The following is a 16,628-nucleotide window of genomic DNA, read 5'->3' as shown; positions in this document are numbered from 1 at the left end:
GCTGATCCAAAATAGGAAAAAACTCGAAAAGTTAACCTCCACCATCACAGACCTCTGAGCCCATGTCAACCTCTTCAAGATCCTCTCGCATCTTTTTAAGCTTCTTAAGATGCTTCTCTATCTTTTCCCTCTTTTCAGATTCTTTTCTTTCAAACTCTGCTTTGTCCACCACTTCAAGATACTCAGTATTATACCATAGGTCTGAGTCGGCGAGCCTAGCCCATCCTTGATTATCCTCTACTTTAAGCCCTGAAACCTCCCCAGTAGTACCGGTACCGGTATATCTCACAATAGAGCCTACAGTTATCGTTTTTCCTCTCCCATCAACTATCTCCAATATAATACCCCCCAAATTTCTATTATTCCTTTTCAGGTGAAAGTTTAGTCGGTTCCTCCTTAGGAGTCTCTGAAACCTCCTCAACGGCTATATCCATTATAACATAATCACCCACTTTCTGTATTTCGTCGATATTTACGATGAATGTCTGTGGCCTGAGGGATAACTCTCCTTTCGATATGATCACAGAATTTATCATCCCCTTCTTAAGGTCTATCTCCATATCAGATACCTTACCCACTTCTAGGGCGTTTTTATCAAGAACCTTTTTACCTAAAAGTTCAGAGACCAACATCAAAACACCAACTCTCTACGATAATATATCTTATTATAATAGGAATATATATTTTTTCATAGGATAAAAATTTAATCTATGAAAACATCCATAAAAATATTCAAGATTTTCGGTATACCCATAGAATTAGATTTTTCATTCCTAATATTGATAATCTCCATATACTTCTTGGCATTTTTAAATTTAATTTCATTAGAGCTTGCTGTGCTTATAACATTGGTCTTTGTGACAGTTGTCATCCATGAATTGGCACATTCATATGTAGCACGCCATTTCGGAGTGAAAATAGAGAAAATACTCCTACTCCCCATAGGTGGTATTGCCAAGATGGAGGAAATACCTCGCGTACCCCGCCAAGAACTTTTAATATCCATCGCAGGACCCCTAACAAACTTGATAATAGCATTCACCCTCTATGGCATAGGATCCACAAGAATATTCCCACAGGCAATAACAGAATTTATGGCCAATTTCATACTAGTAAATGTAGTGCTAGCATTCTTTAACTTGATACCAGCATTTCCAATGGATGGTGGCAGAATATTAAGAGCGTTATTAGCAGAGAAGATGAGCTATCTACGTTCAACAGAAGTCGCCGCGAACCTTGGGAAGTTTCTCGCCGTGCTCATGGCAATGGCTGGAATATTCTTCAACCTATTCCTCATATTAATAGCCCTTTTCATTTATATCGGCGCTGAACAAGAATACAGGCTAGTATTCATATCATCATTACTTGAAGGGGTTAAAGTAGGTGATGTAATGACACCAGAGCCTATCACGCTTAAACCTTCCTCAACAGTTGAAGAAGCCCTTAAAACAGTATTCAAATACAAGCACATGGGATACCCTGTAACAGAGAATGGCAAACTTAAAGGTATAGTAACATTCCATGACCTATCAAACGCCGAAAAAGATACCCCCATTCAAGAAGTGATGACAAGGGATGTTATCACAGTAGATATCAATGATGATGCCATGACAGCCTTGGAAAAGTTAACCAGCCACGACCTTGGAAGATTACCAGTCCTCAAAGACAACAAACTCGTCGGGATAATATCAAAAACAGACCTCATAAGAACCCTTGACATCATGAGAAGAACAAAGAGCTGAAGGAGGAAATTCAGAGGATGGAAAGCGCCTGTCGCTTAATAATAGAAGAAATAGTCAAAGGAAGGGTAAAGACAAGAGAAGAACTCGAAAATTTGAAACGCAGAGTTTGTAAGGATTTCAAACTTAAAAAATTCATAGGCAACTCCACAATACTAAAACATGCCACAAAAAAAGAAAGAAAAATCATAGAAGAACTTTTAAGAAAAAAACCTACAAGGACAATCTCTGGGGTTGCGATAGTAGCCGTAATGTGCCAACCTCATCCATGCCCCCATGGAAGGTGCTTATATTGTCCGGAAAGCGAAAAAGCACCCCCAAGTTACACAGGAGAAGAACCAGCAGCACTCAGAGCAAGAATGTACAATTTCCATCCATATCACCAAGTATACAATAGACTAAAGCAACTCCACAGCATAGGACACCCCACAGATAAAGTAGAACTGATCATAATGGGGGGCACATTCCCATCCCAGACACTATGCTACCAGGAATGGTTCATAACACAATGCCTAAAGGCAATGATAGACTTCGGAGCCAAGATCAAAAACCTCAAAATAAAACTACCAAAATATAACGATCACATACCCCTAAAAGAGGTCCAATCAGCCAACGAAAAAGCACCAATAAGATGCGTCGGCCTAACATTCGAAACAAGACCCGACTACTGCAAAGAAGAAGACGTAGATAGGATGCTATCATTTGGAGTCACAAGAGTAGAACTCGGAGTCCAAACAATATACAACCACATATACCAGAGAATAAAAAGAGGCCATAACATCCAGGATGTTATAGAATCTAACAGAATCTTGAGAGATTCAGGGATCAAAGTCGCAATGCATCTCATGCCAGGCTTATTCGCAGACTTCGAAAAGGATCTTAGAATCTTCAAAAGACTGTTCTCAGACCCATCCTTCAAACCCGACATGATAAAAATATACCCATGCCTAGTTACAAAGAACAGCCAACTATATCAGTTATGGAAAAAAGGAGAATACAAACCATATAATACAGAAGAAGCGGCTGAATTAATCGTCCAAATAAAGAAAATGCTACCAAAATGGGTTCGTACAATGAGAATACAACGTGATATACCATCACACCTAATCGTTGATGGGGTTAAAAAATCAAACCTTGGAGAAATAGTCTACAAGAAACTCAAAGAAGAAGGCATACAATGCCAATGCATAAGATGCAGAGAAATAGGACACAGACTATCAGAGGGTGCCAATATAAACCCAGACAACATAAAACCCCTAAAAGAAGTCTACAAAGCAACAGGTGGAAAAGAATTCTTCCTATCCTACGAAGACCCTGAAAATAATATTCTCATCGGATTCCTCAGACTAAGACTACCATCCAAGAAAGCCCACCGAAAAGAAATTAACGAAAAAACGGCCCTAGTAAGAGAATTACATGTCTACGGGCCCATGCTCCCCCTTGGCGAACCGGGAGAGGGCATTGGACAACATTCAGGATATGGAGAGAAACTATTATCCTGGGCAGAAGAATTAGCCCTCAAAAACAACAAAGAAAAAATATTAATCACAAGCGGAATAGGGGTAAGAAATTATTACAGAAGGCTTGGGTACGGAAAAGAGGGCCCATACATGGCAAAAATGTTAAAATGAGCGGATAATATGGAAAAAGAAAGTTTTGCACGTCTCATAGATCATACAAATGTAAAAGCTGATGCAAAAACAGATGACATAATAAGATTATGTAAGGAGGCTGCCCATTACCGGTTTGGCTGTGTAATGGTAACCCCAACTAATGTCAGATTAGCATCCAAAATACTCAATGGCACACCAGTAAAAGTAGGTTCTGTTATAGGATTCCCAACAGGCAGCACCACCCCAAGAGTAAAAGCCTTTGAAGCCAAAGAGGCTATAAAAGATGGGGCCAGTGAATTGGACATGGTTATAAATATAGGGGCGCTAAAATCCGGAGAACTAGACCTTGTCACCGAGGATATAAAAGGAGTGGTTGAAGTCGCCGAAGACAATATAGTCAAGGTCATAATAGAAACAGCATATCTAACAGAAAAAGAAAAAATACTAGCTTGCAAAATAAGTAAAAAAGCCGGTGCGGATTATGTTAAAACATCAACTTCTTATTGCAACCTTAAAGGAGCCACTTTAGAAGATGTGAAGCTGATGAGATCTGTGGTAGGGAAAAGTATGGGCGTTAAAGCCTCTGGTGGTATAAGAGATCTTAAAACCGCACTTGCCATGATAGAGGCTGGAGCTGATCGAATAGGAACCTCAAGTGGCGTTCAAATAATCAAAGAATGGGAAAGTTTAACTAAACTTCCCGATAAAAGGATCCTGTAGGCGATTTTCAATGTCCCCCCATTAATTTAAGCTGGTTGGCGGCAACACACTTCCCAAGGGTTAGCCCTTCAGAAGCTAAAAGGTCAAATAAATCTAAAAAGAGTTTTAAAGTGAGAAACCCCCCCAAATTTAGAAAGGGTTCCCAGGAGGGTATGAAAGATGAGGATCAAGATAGAAGTCGAAGGGAAAGGTCATGCGATTGGAGAATTGGATGATAGAAACCCTAAAACGGCCCGGATTATCTATGATAATCTGCCATTGGAGGGCAGAGCCCTCATATGGCTTGAAGAGGTCTACTTTGACATACCATTGACCATAGAATATGAGAATCCGTCCAAAACAGCTACTATGGGTGATATATCTTATTGGCCTCCAGGTTATGCCTTCTGTATTTTTTTCGGGTCAAGTCAACCTTATTCTGAGGTTAACCATATAGGTAAGATCATAGAAAACCTTGAAATCTTCCAAGAAGTGGAGGAAGGTGACAGGATAATCATAGATAGGGTTGAGTGACTGGTTGTATTCTTCTATAGAGTGTGTCCCTCATAGCGGGTGTTCTACCAATATCTATTATAACTCTTTTCATTTCTTCAACTTCCGCGCTAACGCCGTATGACGCCCCAGCCGATCTTGAAATGTTCTCTTCGCCGAGTGTCCCGCCGAGATCATTTGCCCCTGCCAATAAGCACATTTGTGCGAATTTGAATCCTAGTTTAACCCATGATGCTTGTATATTCTTTATAAGATCTCTGAACATTAATCTTGCAATAGCATAAAGTTTCAAGTCTTCCGTCCCAGTACTCCCAGCCTTCGCAAGCCCATTATGGTATATTCTTGTATTTTTGTGCATGAAAGGTAATGGTACGAATTCTGTGAATCCGCCTGTACGCTCTTGGATAGATCTCAGAATTTCAAGGTGTTTTATCCTTTCTTCAGCTTCATCTATATGACCATACATGATGGTTGAGGTTGTAGGGATGCCTGTTTTATGGGCAGTTTCTATCACTTCAATCCATTCTCTCGTATTGAGCTTTTTTGGACAGATAACACGTCGAATATTATCATCTAGGATTTCAGCTGCCGTTCCTGGCATAGAATCTAATCCTGCCTTCTTAAGTATCCTTAGAGTTTCCTCTATCGAAAGTTCCGCACTTTTTGATCCATAATATATTTCCATTGGTGAGAATGCGTGGACGTGTATTTTTGGGAGCTCGGATTTTATGGCCCTTAAAATATCCTCATAGAAGTATGTGTCCACGTCGGGGTGTAGGCCTCCTTGTATGCATAGTTCTATTGCTCCATTTGCCGCGGCCATCCTAGCCCTTTTGAGTATTTCAGGTATTTGCATGAAATATGATCCATTCTCATTTGGGTTCTTTCTGAAAGCGCAGAAGCCACAGTTGCCTGTGCAAATGTTTGTGAAGTTTATATTCCAATTTTTTATGAATGTAACTTCTTCTCCGACAATTTCTCGCCGCACAGCATCTGCTGTCATGAAAAGCCCGTGCAATTCGCTTCCTTGGAGTTTCATTAGATAAAGCGCATCCTCTGAGGATATTGGCTCATCTATGGCTTTTTCTAATACTTTTTTCGTGTGTGGGCTGATTTTTAAGGTGTCAACCATAATATCATCTTCTGTTAATGATTAATCCCTTTTATTCTATGATAGGTTAATATTATAAATTTTTTTATCATTCCCCAATGTTTCTTTATAATTTATTTCAAGTCATGGTGTCCAATATATTTTTTGGGTTCAATTTTTTCATGGGATCTGGCCTGGGGAAAATTACAATTTTGTGATTTATCTTATCGATTATCATTGTAATCTTATGGTTAAATTAATCTCATAGATTCAAGTATAATCAATAGATTTAAATATGAGTAATTATTAGGTTATTTTGGAGGTGAAAATATGGTTGAATTACCAGTAGCACCAGTTGGAAGAATCATAAAAAATGCCGGTGCAGAGAGAATAAGTAATGATGCAAGAGAAGAACTAGCAAAGGTTTTGGAGAAAATGGGTGAAGAAATAGCAGCATCAGCTGTTAAATTCGCAAAGCATGCTGGTAGAAAGACAGTTAAAGCAGAAGATGTGGAATTGGCCGTTAAAACAATGAAATGATCTGCATGGGGGGTGCTAGAATACATTCACAGTATGGTAAGCACCCCACATGCATTCCCCCCTTTTTTTGTCTACCTTTTGGAGGTGGATGATAATGTCGACATTAGAAAATTTGAAAGAAGCATTTGCAGGGGAATCCCAAGCAAACAGAAAATACTTAGCCTTTGCAAAAAAAGCCGAAGAGGAAGGATATACTCAAATAGCCAAACTATTCCGCGCTGCAGCAGCTGCAGAGGCGGTGCACGCTTTTAATCACCTAAAGGCCATGGATGCCATTAAAACCACGGAAGAAAATCTTAAAGAGGCTATAGATGGAGAAACCCATGAATTCGAAGAAATGTACCCCTCATTTATTGAAGAAGCCAAAAATGAAGGTGAAAAACAAGCAGCATGGAGTTTTGATGTTGCTAATAAAGTTGAGATGATACATGAACAACTTTATAGAAAAGCCCTCGAAAACCTTGGAGAAAACGAGGAAGTAGACTATTATGTGTGTAATTGGTGTGGTAATACAGTCGAAGATGAACCACCAGAAAAATGTCCAATTTGTGGAGCGCCAAAAAAAGAATTCAAAAAAATAGAATAACTTTCATCCTTTCATATTCTCCATAGAAACTTCTGGTATTATTAACTTGAAGGTTGTTCCATTATCTGATATCATCTGAACCTTAGCGTTGATCTGCTCAGCTAAACTTTTAACTAATTGAAGACCCAAAGATTCTGTATTCCTCCAATCAAGATCTTCAGGGAAGCCCACCCCATTATCACTCACCTCAAGGAAGATTTTACCATCCAAGGATTTCAACTTTAAGCTAACTTCTCCTTTTTCACCCTCTGGAAAGGCATGTTTAAATGAATTCGTTATAAGCTCATTCACTATCAAACCAACTGGTATGGCCAATTCTATATCCATTTTTATCTTGTCAATGTCGAAGTTGAGTTCAACCCCCTGGGGGGCGTAACTACTAAATATACCCCTGGCAAGTGTCTGAAGATACTCCATCATGTCGATCTCTTTAAGGTTAGAAGAACGATAGAGCCTCTCATGGATTAATGCCATAGATCTTGCCCTATTCTCACTCTCCTTAAAGATTTCAAGCGCCTCTTTATCCTTTAAATATCTTGCCTGGAGGCTTAAAAGACTCGAAATTATCATAAGATTATTCTTAACCCTATGATGGATCTCCTTAAGGAGCAGATCCTTCTCCTCAAGCGCATTCTCCAACTCTTTTTGGGCCTCTTTTATATCAGTCAAATCCTGGATTACAAATATAATCAAATCCTTTCCATTGACATTAATAGGCTTACTGAAGATTTTAACATGGCGTTCATTCCCCATAGGGTCTAAAATCTTCGTTTCATAAGGTGGAACTTCCCCACCCTCTCTCATAATCTTCAGCAGATCCTTAGCCTCATCTATTTTCTCAGGTAGGAGGAGGTTCAAATCAAAAATGGATTTACCCCTCAATTTATCCTTTTCTAACCCAATAAATTCGCTGACATGCTCATTTACATCACAAATTTTCCCATCCAAGTTAGAAATCAATATATACTGGGGTGACAATTCAAAAAGTAAACGATACCTTTCCTCACTTTCTGCTATCTGCTTCCTCTTTTTGTCTATTTCCTCAACTAAAAATATGACCACCATATTTACAAAAAATAACATTAAAACGCGGAAAAAAATCCTCAATAAGATAAAAAGATGATACGAGATAAGAAGAAGCCAAAAGTAGAAATGATAATATCCCAGTTAAAATCAAAGATCTTCTTTTAAACCAAATAGTCGCTAAAATAATTGGAATATAAAAGAAATGAGTGAATATAACATGAATATGTAAGATAAAATGGAAATAGTAAATCAAACCCATAGAGACCATTGTAAAGAATGCCAAGAGAATGATCTTCACTTTATTGTCATGGAAATCAAAAACCAAAGGCACCACCTTACCTAAAAAACTATCAACTACGCAATAAACTCTTATAATATACTGTTAAAAACTTGGATGGGCCCGACGGGATTTGAACCCGCGATCTTCTGGTTAAGAGCCAGATGCCCTGCCAGACTGAGCTACGGGCCCCCATCATAAACTAGAAATATTTTACATTTTCATTGTTTCTATTATTGATTACATAAATTTTTTGGTTATGAAAAGTGCTGACCTTGATATTATCTTCTTGGATTATAAATATAAAAATGTGAATGACTTCCCATAAATAATCTTTTTTGGGTTTATGACTTGGCTAGGAAAATTTATATGGATCTTAAATGAGACATGATAATATTTAGGTGAACCTAATGGAAATTTTAAGTGAAAACATAGAAGAATACCTAGAAACTCTCTATAAACTTTCACAAGAACAAGAAATCGTAAGTACATCCAGTATATCCAGAGAATTAAGGATAGCACCTCCAAGCGTCACTCAGATGCTTCAAAGGCTGGCTAAAATGGGTCTTGTGGATTATTCACCATATAAGGGCGTTAAACTCACAATGAAAGGTTATAAGATGGCTGAAAAGGTCATAAGGAGACATAGGCTGCTTGAAAGGTTCCTATATGACATTCTAAATTTGAAACGGGACAAAATACATCAACAGGCTTGTGAAATGGAACATACGCTTTCTGATGATGCTGAAAGAGCCCTCTGTCAACTACTCAAACAACCAAGTTACTGTCCTGATAAAAACCCTATACCTCCATGCGACTTCAAATTCAAAACATGTAGCGAATGCGTGAAAAGAAAAGATGAAGACCTTAAAGAAATAGGTTCAAGGGACGAAAACCTGCTCTCACTACCCCAACTAGAAGAAATGGAAGAAGGAAAAGTATCCTTCATAAGAGGTGACTCCAAGTTCATGGAAAAAATCATGAACATGGGGATAACAATTGGAAGTTTTATAAAAGTCCTGAAAAAAAGTCATCCAATAGAATCCATCGAAATAGAAGTGAAGGGATCAAAGATCGTGCTCAGAAAAAACATTGCAGATAACATTTTCATAATAACCGAGAAAAAATCCCAGTTTAAGATCTAGCTAACCAATTTTCGACCCTTTCTATGATATTATCGAGGAAATCTAATGACTTTTCGTGTGAACTAAGAGATATTGCCAATTCCATCATGGCCTTTTTATCCCCTACAATTGCCATATAAAGTAGGAGATTATCATACAATTTACTAATTTGATATCTCTGAGGCGCTTCTAATCCCCATAAGTGTATAAGAGCCCATTCTTTCGATGAATTCTTAATCTTCGAAAGTTGGAATTCCTTATTAGAGAAGACCCTCTCCTTGATATATTTTAACAAGTTCCTATTCTTCAAGGCCCAGAAAGTGAAATCATCATATTTATCCCTTAACTTGCTGATCTGATCCTTTTTCTCGTTTCGTATCTTTATAAATTCCTCCTCATACTTACTGAGCTGGAATTTTGACTTATCCGCCTCCACAAGCCTTAATAGGTTACCATACCTCTTTTTCAGTTCTTTACCAGCTTCTATGTGGAGTATTTCATCGTCTGTAAGTTTTCTCTTTTCTAAAAGTTCCTTTTGGGATTCAACTTCTCTCGCCCACTCCTCACACTTCTTTGATTCAAGCTCTTTTAACTTTTCATGGAATCTTCCTTTTAAAAGTTCCATGGCAAAAAACTTCTGCCAACCATCATCCTTCAAATGTGACAGGATAGTTGCTATCTCAAATGGATCCTCTGGTCCCCTCTTAAAATATGATAGTATCCTGGCCATCTCCCTTGGAAACAAGCTTGGAACTATCATTACTAAAAACCAGAAAATAATTGACACAGAAAGGGAAACCAAAATTGGCAGAATTATCCCTTGGATATTCATGAAGATGCCCCTTTACTGAGGATAATTTTCCGAAATTCCCTTTTAGTTTCTGTTATAATCTTAATATCCCTGACATTTATGTTATTTACATTAAAATATTCAAGTAATTGTGTAGGGGTAACTGTCTCTTCAAAGTCTACAAGTATTGAACCGCTTTCAATGCTTAATTCAACTAATTCGCACTCTGATAATAACATTTTGGCTTCTTCAATTTGTGAAGTTTGCAATCTAATTTTGTTCTTTGCTATAATCTCAACATTCTTGAGATCTATGTTGTTTTCATTAAGGTATTCAAGTAATACTGTGGGGTTTATTGTCTTTTTAAGTTCTAAAAGTATTGAAACGTCTTCAATACCTATCTCAATTGCCCCATACTCCAATAATAACCCTCTAGCTTCTTCAAGTTGTGAAGTTTCCACCCTGAATGTGCGTAGGCGTTGCTGCGCCTCTGCAATATCAATATCCATCCTTTGGAGGTCTATGAGGACATGCCTTTTTAGGGCTTCTTCTAGTATGTCAACATCTATCTTTTCCATTTCACGATTTATTCTCACCGCTTGGGCTATTTGGGCAAGATCCCTAGCATGGGCAAAAGTTGGGGTTAATCCTTCACCACCATCCTCTTTGGGCGTGTAGACTAATCTGAGTCTTTCGAAAATATCTTCATCATATTCTTCTCCTAGTAAATCTAGATTTCTCTTGAATACTTCAATTATCTCATCTACTGGGGGTTCTTGTAAGAATATATGTAAGGGTGCCCTTCTAAGATGGGCCTCATCCATTATACTTATATCAAGGTTTGTGGAGAATACAGGGATAAAATGTGCATGCACACTGACTGGAACCCCCTTAATATACACTATTTCCTTCCTATTTTCGAGGGGTATTATTAAACGGTTAAGTATCATGTTATGGTCTTCTTTTTGTCTTCCAAGATCATCAAGGAGTAGAACGCCACCATTTGCTTTTATGATAGGAGAGGTCTCATATACTCCCTTATTTTGGTTGAAATTTGTTTCCATTCTTTCAATTGTAAGTTCAGATCCTGTGAAGACGAATGGTGCATATATTTTAACCCATCTTGGGTCCTCTGGTTGTTCATCACAAAGCTTGTGAAAATCTGGATCGTATAATTGGATTACCTGTTCATTAAACTCGATATAACGTGGGATCAAAATTGGGGGAAGCAGATCCGACATTTTACTTGTGATGAAGGTTTTACCCGTCCCAGGAGGACCATATATAAAAAAACCTTTTCCAACTGTAGCAGCCTCAATCATGGTCTTTTTAGCCTCTTCGCTACCAACAATATCCTTAAATGCTTCTTCAATGATCTCATCGGGTATTTTGATGGGGAATCTTCCCTCAAGTTGTTTTTCCATTATCTTATAATAAAGTTCATATGTTACTGGGGCCATGCCAATGTATGGGTTTTCTTTAAGGAGTTTTTCTGCGAGGTTTTTCCCCTCCCTTTTTATAGTATATGTCACCGTGGGGAATAGGAAACCCCCACCAATGGAAGCGCATAATTCATCATTTTCCATCTCTCTCATACATTCTTCGAGGATGTTCACGTGTAATCCTGTAATTTCATGGATCCTTTCAACTTTTATTGTCCCATAGGTGGCTATGATTTTGAGAATAAGGTTTTTTATGAATTCACTTGATAAATCTATTTCATCAAGACTCTTTGGCTGTTTTAAAGCCTCAAAAAGTATTTGCATTTTTTCATCATGATAATAATCCACTCTGGACACCACCTATAGGATATCTCTAAGCTCCCCTATATTGGATATTATCTCAATATCAAGTTTCTCCCTTTTTATATAATCCTTCTCATCATCTTTTAACTTGGAGTTGACAAGTATTGCCGACATACCAGCATTAAGTGCACCGAGTATATCCTCCTTAAACTTATCCCCCACCATGACAGAATCTTCAGGCTTACAACCCATCCTATTGAGAGCTTCCTTAAATATTCCTTGATCTGGTTTTTCGACTCCTACCTCCTCTGAAGTGACAACATCATCAAAGAAGTGGTGTATTCCAAGTCTTATCAGCTTCTCCCATTGTTTTATGGTGAGACCATTAGATATCACCCCAAGATGATAACCTTTACCTTTAAGATATATCAAAGTTGGTATTGTTTGTGGAAATGGCCTCAAAAGGGCGAATTTAACATTGTGGTATGTTATCACGCCCAAGGCTATCAGTAGGGGGTTTTCTTCGCCGAAAACCCTCTTCGTAAGCACGTTAAAATGTTTACCATAATTTGATCCCTTTTCATCTATGATCTCCCTAAGGAGAGGATAAGCCTCCTCTTGTGTGAGGGGCAATCCAGCCTCGATCATGACACTTAAAGCAGCTTTTCTGGCTAACATCGCAAAACTTGACGTGTCATATAGCGTATCATCAATATCGAAGTACACGGCTTTTAACATGAAATCCACCCCCCTAAAGGAATGCGTCTAGGCTACTCTGTCTTTCACCCTTCGCCAACATGAGAAGATCATCCGTTGAGTATCCAAGTGAAGTTATTATACGGGATACAGCAGCTAGAACCTGATTCTCTATATAATAATCAGGGTCATACTCCCCCTTGAAATCTTCAGCCGGAACCGCCCTTTGACTAATTGGTTCTTTCCCTTTCACTATAATGTAGCGGATTATGGATCCTCTTTCAATCCGCCTACCCTTTTTAAGTGATCTTCTAGCTGCCACTATATGGGGGCCTACTTGCTTATATTCGTCAAGGTTCTTGGTAATCTGTGTATGTATGATAAGGTCCTCGACTCGCACGTTACCCTCTTTAATATCCCTTATAACCCTCCTTATAATATCTTTAGCCTTTCTGGGTGATCCTTCCTCTAGTATTGCCCGGAGAACCATCTGCTGTGTCTTCTTGGCTATTGGCGCCCAGTCCCTCCTTACTAGTTCAAGGCCCTTGACTATGATAGTATTATCCTCGATTAGAGCATATCTCTTCTTGGTTACGAAGAAACCCCTCCGGTAGAATCCCTCATATTCGAGTTCCATCCCCTCTGGGAGCTTATTATTGATGTAATCTAAGAATTTCTCAACTTGGGAAATTATCTCCTTTTTCAGGTTATCAACCAAATTTATACACCATCATTTTTTGATTAATATGCCATTGAGTATGCCATGTTGGCCAGGTCTTGAAGTTACCCTAGCAAGGCCTTTGCTCGTCTCTACGATTGCACCCTTTGTTATGATATTCCTCCTTACGAAGTGAGGGTTGGCCTTATTCTCTACCACATTCAGTATTTCTGCAACTTCCACCTTATTGGTGTCAGGGTCAACCACATTTATATGGGTGTCTGTTACAAGCCTAAACTTCCTGTTACCCCCCATTGTCCTTATTATCCTCATCTTCCTTTCACCGATTCTTGTCTCCGCGGCTTCCCTTCCAAGTTCATATTTCCTTTTGCCTCTACTCTTTTTCAACCTTCCACCTGTTGGTTTTCTCTTGGACCTACCTTGCCATATCGCCATTTAACATCACCTCAAAATATATTATATTTAGAATTAGATGATATAATTTAAGTCAGATGATACTATCAATCACCCCTCTGGAGGGTTCTCCAGAGAAAAAGTTATATCATCTACTAATTAACGCCTAATTATATAAATTTTTCGGATCCACAAAGATCCTAGGTGATGAACTCCAAATTTGAGAAATGTTCCCTGGGGGGAAACAATTTTTATACTCTCCTATAATACTATAATGATAAGGTAATAAAAGGTGAAGTTATGAAGATCAGCATGTCACATGGTGCAGGCGGAGAAATGATGCAAAATCTCATATCAGAGATAATCCTCTCCAACATCCAGAAAAAGAGTGTTAATGGTGGTGTTGGATTAGATGACTTGGATGATGCTGCCAGCATACCATTAGATGGCTATGAAATAGTTATAAGTACTGATGGTCACACTATCGATCCACTGTTCTTCCCAGGAGGAGATATCGGAAAACTTGCAATTTCAGGTACAATAAATGACATATCAGTAATGGGTGCCAAGCCCCTTGCCATTGCAAATGCCATGATAATAAGTGAAGGCTTCAATTCAGAGGAATTAGAGCGAATCATAAAATCCATGGACCAAATATCCCAGGAAACCGGAACTTCAATAATAACAGGTGACACCAAGGTGATGGAACAAGGAAAACTTGACAAGATGGTAATAACAACAACAGGCATAGGAATAGCAGAAAAGGGCAAAATAATAAGGGATAACGGGCTCGAGGTCGGGGACAAGATCATCCTAACAGGAAGCATAGGAGACCATGGGATAGCATTAATGGCCTACCGGGAAGGATTCGGCTTCGAAACAAGCCTTAAATCTGATGTAGCCCCACTCTGGGAGATCGTGGAGGCCGCATTGGAGATAGGGGGTGTGAAGGCCATGAAGGATCCCACCCGTGGAGGTCTTGCAAATGCCCTTAATGAGTTAGCAGAAAAATCTGGTGTTGGCATGCTAATAGAAGAAGATAAAATACCCATCAAAGAGGAAGTGAGGGCCGTTTCTGAGATGCTTGGCATAGACCCATATGAGGTCGCGAATGAGGGTAAAATCGTTATGGGCGTTGAAGCAGAACTTGCAGACAAAATACTCAAGGCAATCCGGAAGACGAGATATGGTACTGAAGCACAGATAATAGGTGAGGTGACAGAGGACAAACATGTAATACTCGAAACCTCACTTGGGGGTAGGCGGATAATCGAGGCGCCTATAGCAGATCCGGTGCCAAGAGTATGTTAAGGTTGGTTAAAATGGAAGAAATCATAAAAAGAAGACTTTTCGCTTTTATCATAGATTTTCTAGTGGTCAATTTGATGATATGGGCATTAACCTTATTATTTTATCCTTTTATTGTCTTCACGGACTCATTTTTCCTTTATAATTATTGGCCAATTCTTTTAGTTATCTTGACGATCTCATATTTTAGTTACTTTGAATATCATGGTGGAACTATTGGTAAATTAAACCAGAGGCTAAAAGTGGTCTCCAAAGAAGGGGAATTAAAATACAAACAGGTTATAATAAGGAATCTCCCCAAAATTTGCTGGTTCCCATTAATATTAGACGTTATCCTAGGATACAACAAAGAACTAAGATTATTTGATAAAATAGCCGGTACAAAGGTTATAACGGGAAATCAATGAAAAAAGGAGAAATCAGAAAAATAGTATGGGATCGCCTACATAAACTTGGCATTTCCCGAAGACCCAAAGGAGACTATGGTAAAATACCAGACTTCAAGGGTTCAATTGCCGCTGCACTACGCCTTTCAAAGACAATAGAATGGAAAAATTCCAAGAGGATATTTTCGAGTCCAGATTCCGCACAGCGGCCAGTAAGAGAACTAGCCTTATACCATGGTAAAGACCTTATAATGCCCACACCACGACTCAAAAAAGGATACCTTTATATTAGAGCAAATGATGCAAGAGGATGTGAAAGATTCGCTTCCACTATAAGAGGAGCTTACAGGTTAGGATCACCCATAAAAGTTTTCCCCAAAATCGATCTTGTAGTTGAAGGGTCTGTAGCCGTTGACATGAATGGTAACAGACTGGGTAAAGGTGGAGGTTATGGGGATCGCGAAATAAAAGAGCTCAAATACCAGGGTGCCATAACAGAGCAAACACCCATTGTAACAACAGTGGATGAAACCCAGATCATCAAAAAAGTACCTGTGGAACCGCATGATGAAAAAATAAACATGATAGTAACACCGAAACGTGTTATAAGACTAAAATGAGAATATCGACTTGAAAGGTTTCCGGTAAATGTGTATATGTAAAATTGTCGCAACTACCATGAGGATTGACATTTCAGCATGCCAATATGTTAAAGGTTGATTCAAAGCTGTTCTGATACCTAATTTTATGAAGAAAACCAACAAGAAACCTGTAAATCCAGTCCCAATATAACCAAATGTTAAAAGCAAGTTCCATAATCTTCTATACTTTGACCGTTTAATGTACCCTTTTTTAAAAAGATGAAAAGTGAGAAGATATAACCCTATAATAATCATTGTAAGAGGTATAATATGATAATTCACCCCATCAACATTTATATCTTCCATATTATGAGTTGTGGCATTCTCTTGATGAATCTCATCGGCCCCAGTATTTGTTGCTATGGAAGCTGATGTTTGTGAAAAGTCACAGAACCCATCACCATTCAAATCAGTATAACGTGGGCACTGACCAGGATAAGGATCATTTACAAGCCCATATGGACAAGAAGCAGCGCAGGATCCGTCAACTGATAATAAACTTCCGATAGCTGGGAGCAATAATATTAATTTTTTGATGATTTTTTCCATTAAACCCAACTCAACGCACCCCAAATATCCTATAAAAACTACCTTTGTAATAATGGAAATGGAATATGGTTATGATCACAAGGCCTACGCCCGCCTCAACATGCCAATAAAGCAATTGATGATTAAAAGGGGCTTTCAAACCATACTCTAGCATGAATAAAAGGATGAAACCCCCAATACCAGAAATTATAAATACCATAAATATTATAAGATTCCAAAAATTTACATGCCACT

At 38.6% G+C, this 16,628-nt stretch carries 20 protein-coding genes and 1 tRNA gene; 10 read left to right on the top strand and 11 right to left on the bottom strand.

The window, feature by feature from the left end:
- Nucleotides 1-31: 31 nt before the first annotated feature.
- Both QFX38_02960 and QFX38_02955 read right to left on the bottom strand, forming a co-directional pair.
- Nucleotides 32-337, bottom strand: coding sequence for a DUF2098 domain-containing protein (locus QFX38_02960; GenBank protein ID MDI9623829.1), 306 nt, complete (start codon nt 335-337; stop codon nt 32-34).
- A 22-nt stretch (nt 338-359) separates the two neighbouring features.
- A complete protein-coding gene (locus tag QFX38_02955; protein MDI9623828.1) occupies nt 360-632 on the bottom strand; it encodes a PRC-barrel domain-containing protein in 273 nt (90 codons plus the stop codon).
- 78 nt (nt 633-710) lie between these two features.
- Here QFX38_02955 and QFX38_02950 point away from each other — a divergent pair, with 78 nt between their 5' ends.
- From QFX38_02950 to QFX38_02935, 4 genes are all read left to right on the top strand, one after another.
- On the top strand, nt 711-1,742 hold the full coding sequence (locus QFX38_02950) for a CBS domain-containing protein (GenBank protein MDI9623827.1): 1,032 nt from the start codon (nt 711-713) through the stop codon (nt 1,740-1,742).
- Between the two features lie 17 nt (nt 1,743-1,759).
- A complete protein-coding gene (locus tag QFX38_02945; GenBank protein ID MDI9623826.1) occupies nt 1,760-3,370 on the top strand; it encodes a tRNA uridine(34) 5-carboxymethylaminomethyl modification radical SAM/GNAT enzyme Elp3 in 1,611 nt (536 codons plus the stop codon).
- Between the two features lie 9 nt (nt 3,371-3,379).
- Nucleotides 3,380-4,072, top strand: a complete 693-nt coding sequence (deoC, locus tag QFX38_02940) for a deoxyribose-phosphate aldolase (protein ID MDI9623825.1) — start codon at nt 3,380-3,382, stop codon at nt 4,070-4,072.
- Nucleotides 4,073-4,231: 159 nt separating this feature from the next.
- Entirely contained in the window at nt 4,232-4,585 is a 354-nt protein-coding gene (locus QFX38_02935; GenBank protein MDI9623824.1) for a cyclophilin-like fold protein, read from the top strand.
- On the opposite strand, the gene cofH is transcribed toward QFX38_02935, so the two are convergent.
- Nucleotides 4,566-5,696, bottom strand: coding sequence for a 5-amino-6-(D-ribitylamino)uracil--L-tyrosine 4-hydroxyphenyl transferase CofH (gene cofH / locus QFX38_02930; GenBank protein ID MDI9623823.1), 1,131 nt, complete (start codon nt 5,694-5,696; stop codon nt 4,566-4,568). The two genes, QFX38_02935 and cofH, sit on opposite strands and share 20 nt — an antisense overlap.
- 288 nt (nt 5,697-5,984) lie before the next feature.
- Between cofH and QFX38_02925 the strand changes: the two genes are divergently transcribed.
- Nucleotides 5,985-6,194, top strand: a complete 210-nt coding sequence (locus QFX38_02925) for a histone family protein (GenBank protein ID MDI9623822.1) — start codon at nt 5,985-5,987, stop codon at nt 6,192-6,194.
- A gap of 94 nt (nt 6,195-6,288) precedes the next feature.
- Nucleotides 6,289-6,780: a rubrerythrin family protein gene (locus tag QFX38_02920; GenBank protein ID MDI9623821.1), complete on the top strand. Its 492-nt coding sequence runs from the start codon at nt 6,289-6,291 to the stop codon at nt 6,778-6,780.
- 3 nt (nt 6,781-6,783) lie between these two features.
- On the opposite strand, the gene QFX38_02915 is transcribed toward QFX38_02920, so the two are convergent.
- Together QFX38_02915 and QFX38_02910 are read right to left on the bottom strand one after the other, a co-directional pair.
- Nucleotides 6,784-7,845, bottom strand: a complete 1,062-nt coding sequence (locus QFX38_02915) for a histidine kinase dimerization/phosphoacceptor domain -containing protein (GenBank protein ID MDI9623820.1) — start codon at nt 7,843-7,845, stop codon at nt 6,784-6,786.
- A gap of 356 nt (nt 7,846-8,201) precedes the next feature.
- Nucleotides 8,202-8,275: transfer RNA gene (locus QFX38_02910), tRNA-Lys, on the bottom strand.
- Between the two features lie 209 nt (nt 8,276-8,484).
- Here QFX38_02910 and QFX38_02905 point away from each other — a divergent pair.
- Nucleotides 8,485-9,228 carry a metal-dependent transcriptional regulator gene (locus QFX38_02905; GenBank protein ID MDI9623819.1) on the top strand — a complete coding sequence of 248 codons (744 nt, stop codon included), beginning with the start codon at nt 8,485-8,487 and terminating at the stop codon, nt 9,226-9,228.
- Here QFX38_02905 and QFX38_02900 read toward each other — a convergent pair.
- The 5 genes from QFX38_02900 to QFX38_02880 form a co-directional block, all read right to left on the bottom strand.
- Nucleotides 9,218-9,967 (bottom strand): hypothetical protein, encoded by a 750-nt coding sequence (locus QFX38_02900; GenBank protein ID MDI9623818.1) that lies wholly within the window; start codon nt 9,965-9,967, stop codon nt 9,218-9,220. The two genes, QFX38_02905 and QFX38_02900, sit on opposite strands and share 11 nt — an antisense overlap.
- 68 nt (nt 9,968-10,035) lie before the next feature.
- A complete protein-coding gene (locus QFX38_02895; GenBank protein ID MDI9623817.1) occupies nt 10,036-11,787 on the bottom strand; it encodes an ATP-binding protein in 1,752 nt (583 codons plus the stop codon).
- Nucleotides 11,788-11,799: 12 nt separating this feature from the next.
- Nucleotides 11,800-12,480, bottom strand: coding sequence for a TIGR02253 family HAD-type hydrolase (locus QFX38_02890; protein MDI9623816.1), 681 nt, complete (start codon nt 12,478-12,480; stop codon nt 11,800-11,802).
- Between the two features lie 13 nt (nt 12,481-12,493).
- The gene (locus QFX38_02885) at nt 12,494-13,156 is read right to left on the bottom strand and encodes a DNA polymerase domain-containing protein (GenBank protein ID MDI9623815.1); all 663 of its coding nucleotides are present in this window, start codon (nt 13,154-13,156) and stop codon (nt 12,494-12,496) included.
- Between the two features lie 12 nt (nt 13,157-13,168).
- The gene (locus QFX38_02880; protein MDI9623814.1) at nt 13,169-13,552 is read right to left on the bottom strand and encodes a 30S ribosomal protein S8e; all 384 of its coding nucleotides are present in this window, start codon (nt 13,550-13,552) and stop codon (nt 13,169-13,171) included.
- A gap of 258 nt (nt 13,553-13,810) precedes the next feature.
- Between QFX38_02880 and hypE the strand changes: the two genes are divergently transcribed.
- The 3 genes from hypE to QFX38_02865 are packed head-to-tail and all read left to right on the top strand — an operon-like array spanning nt 13,811 to nt 15,824.
- Nucleotides 13,811-14,821: a hydrogenase expression/formation protein HypE gene (gene hypE / locus QFX38_02875; protein ID MDI9623813.1), complete on the top strand. Its 1,011-nt coding sequence runs from the start codon at nt 13,811-13,813 to the stop codon at nt 14,819-14,821.
- Complete coding sequence (locus tag QFX38_02870) at nt 14,815-15,225, top strand: RDD family protein (protein MDI9623812.1); 411 nt, start codon at nt 14,815-14,817, stop codon at nt 15,223-15,225. The genes hypE and QFX38_02870 overlap by 7 nt, the downstream gene beginning before the upstream one ends.
- Nucleotides 15,222-15,824 (top strand): 5-formyltetrahydrofolate cyclo-ligase, encoded by a 603-nt coding sequence (locus QFX38_02865; GenBank protein ID MDI9623811.1) that lies wholly within the window; start codon nt 15,222-15,224, stop codon nt 15,822-15,824. Before QFX38_02870 ends, QFX38_02865 begins: the two co-directional genes overlap by 4 nt.
- Here the strand turns inward: QFX38_02865 and QFX38_02860 are convergent.
- Nucleotides 15,816-16,394, bottom strand: a complete 579-nt coding sequence (locus tag QFX38_02860; GenBank protein MDI9623810.1) for a hypothetical protein — start codon at nt 16,392-16,394, stop codon at nt 15,816-15,818. The genes QFX38_02865 and QFX38_02860 overlap by 9 nt on opposite strands.
- Nucleotides 16,395-16,628 lie beyond the last annotated feature (234 nt).

The sequence above is a fragment of the Methanothermobacter sp. genome (assembly GCA_030055615.1).
Lineage (GTDB): Archaea > Methanobacteriota > Methanobacteria > Methanobacteriales > DSM-23052 > Methanothermobacter_A.
This window is presented reverse-complemented; position numbering and strand designations above follow the sequence as displayed.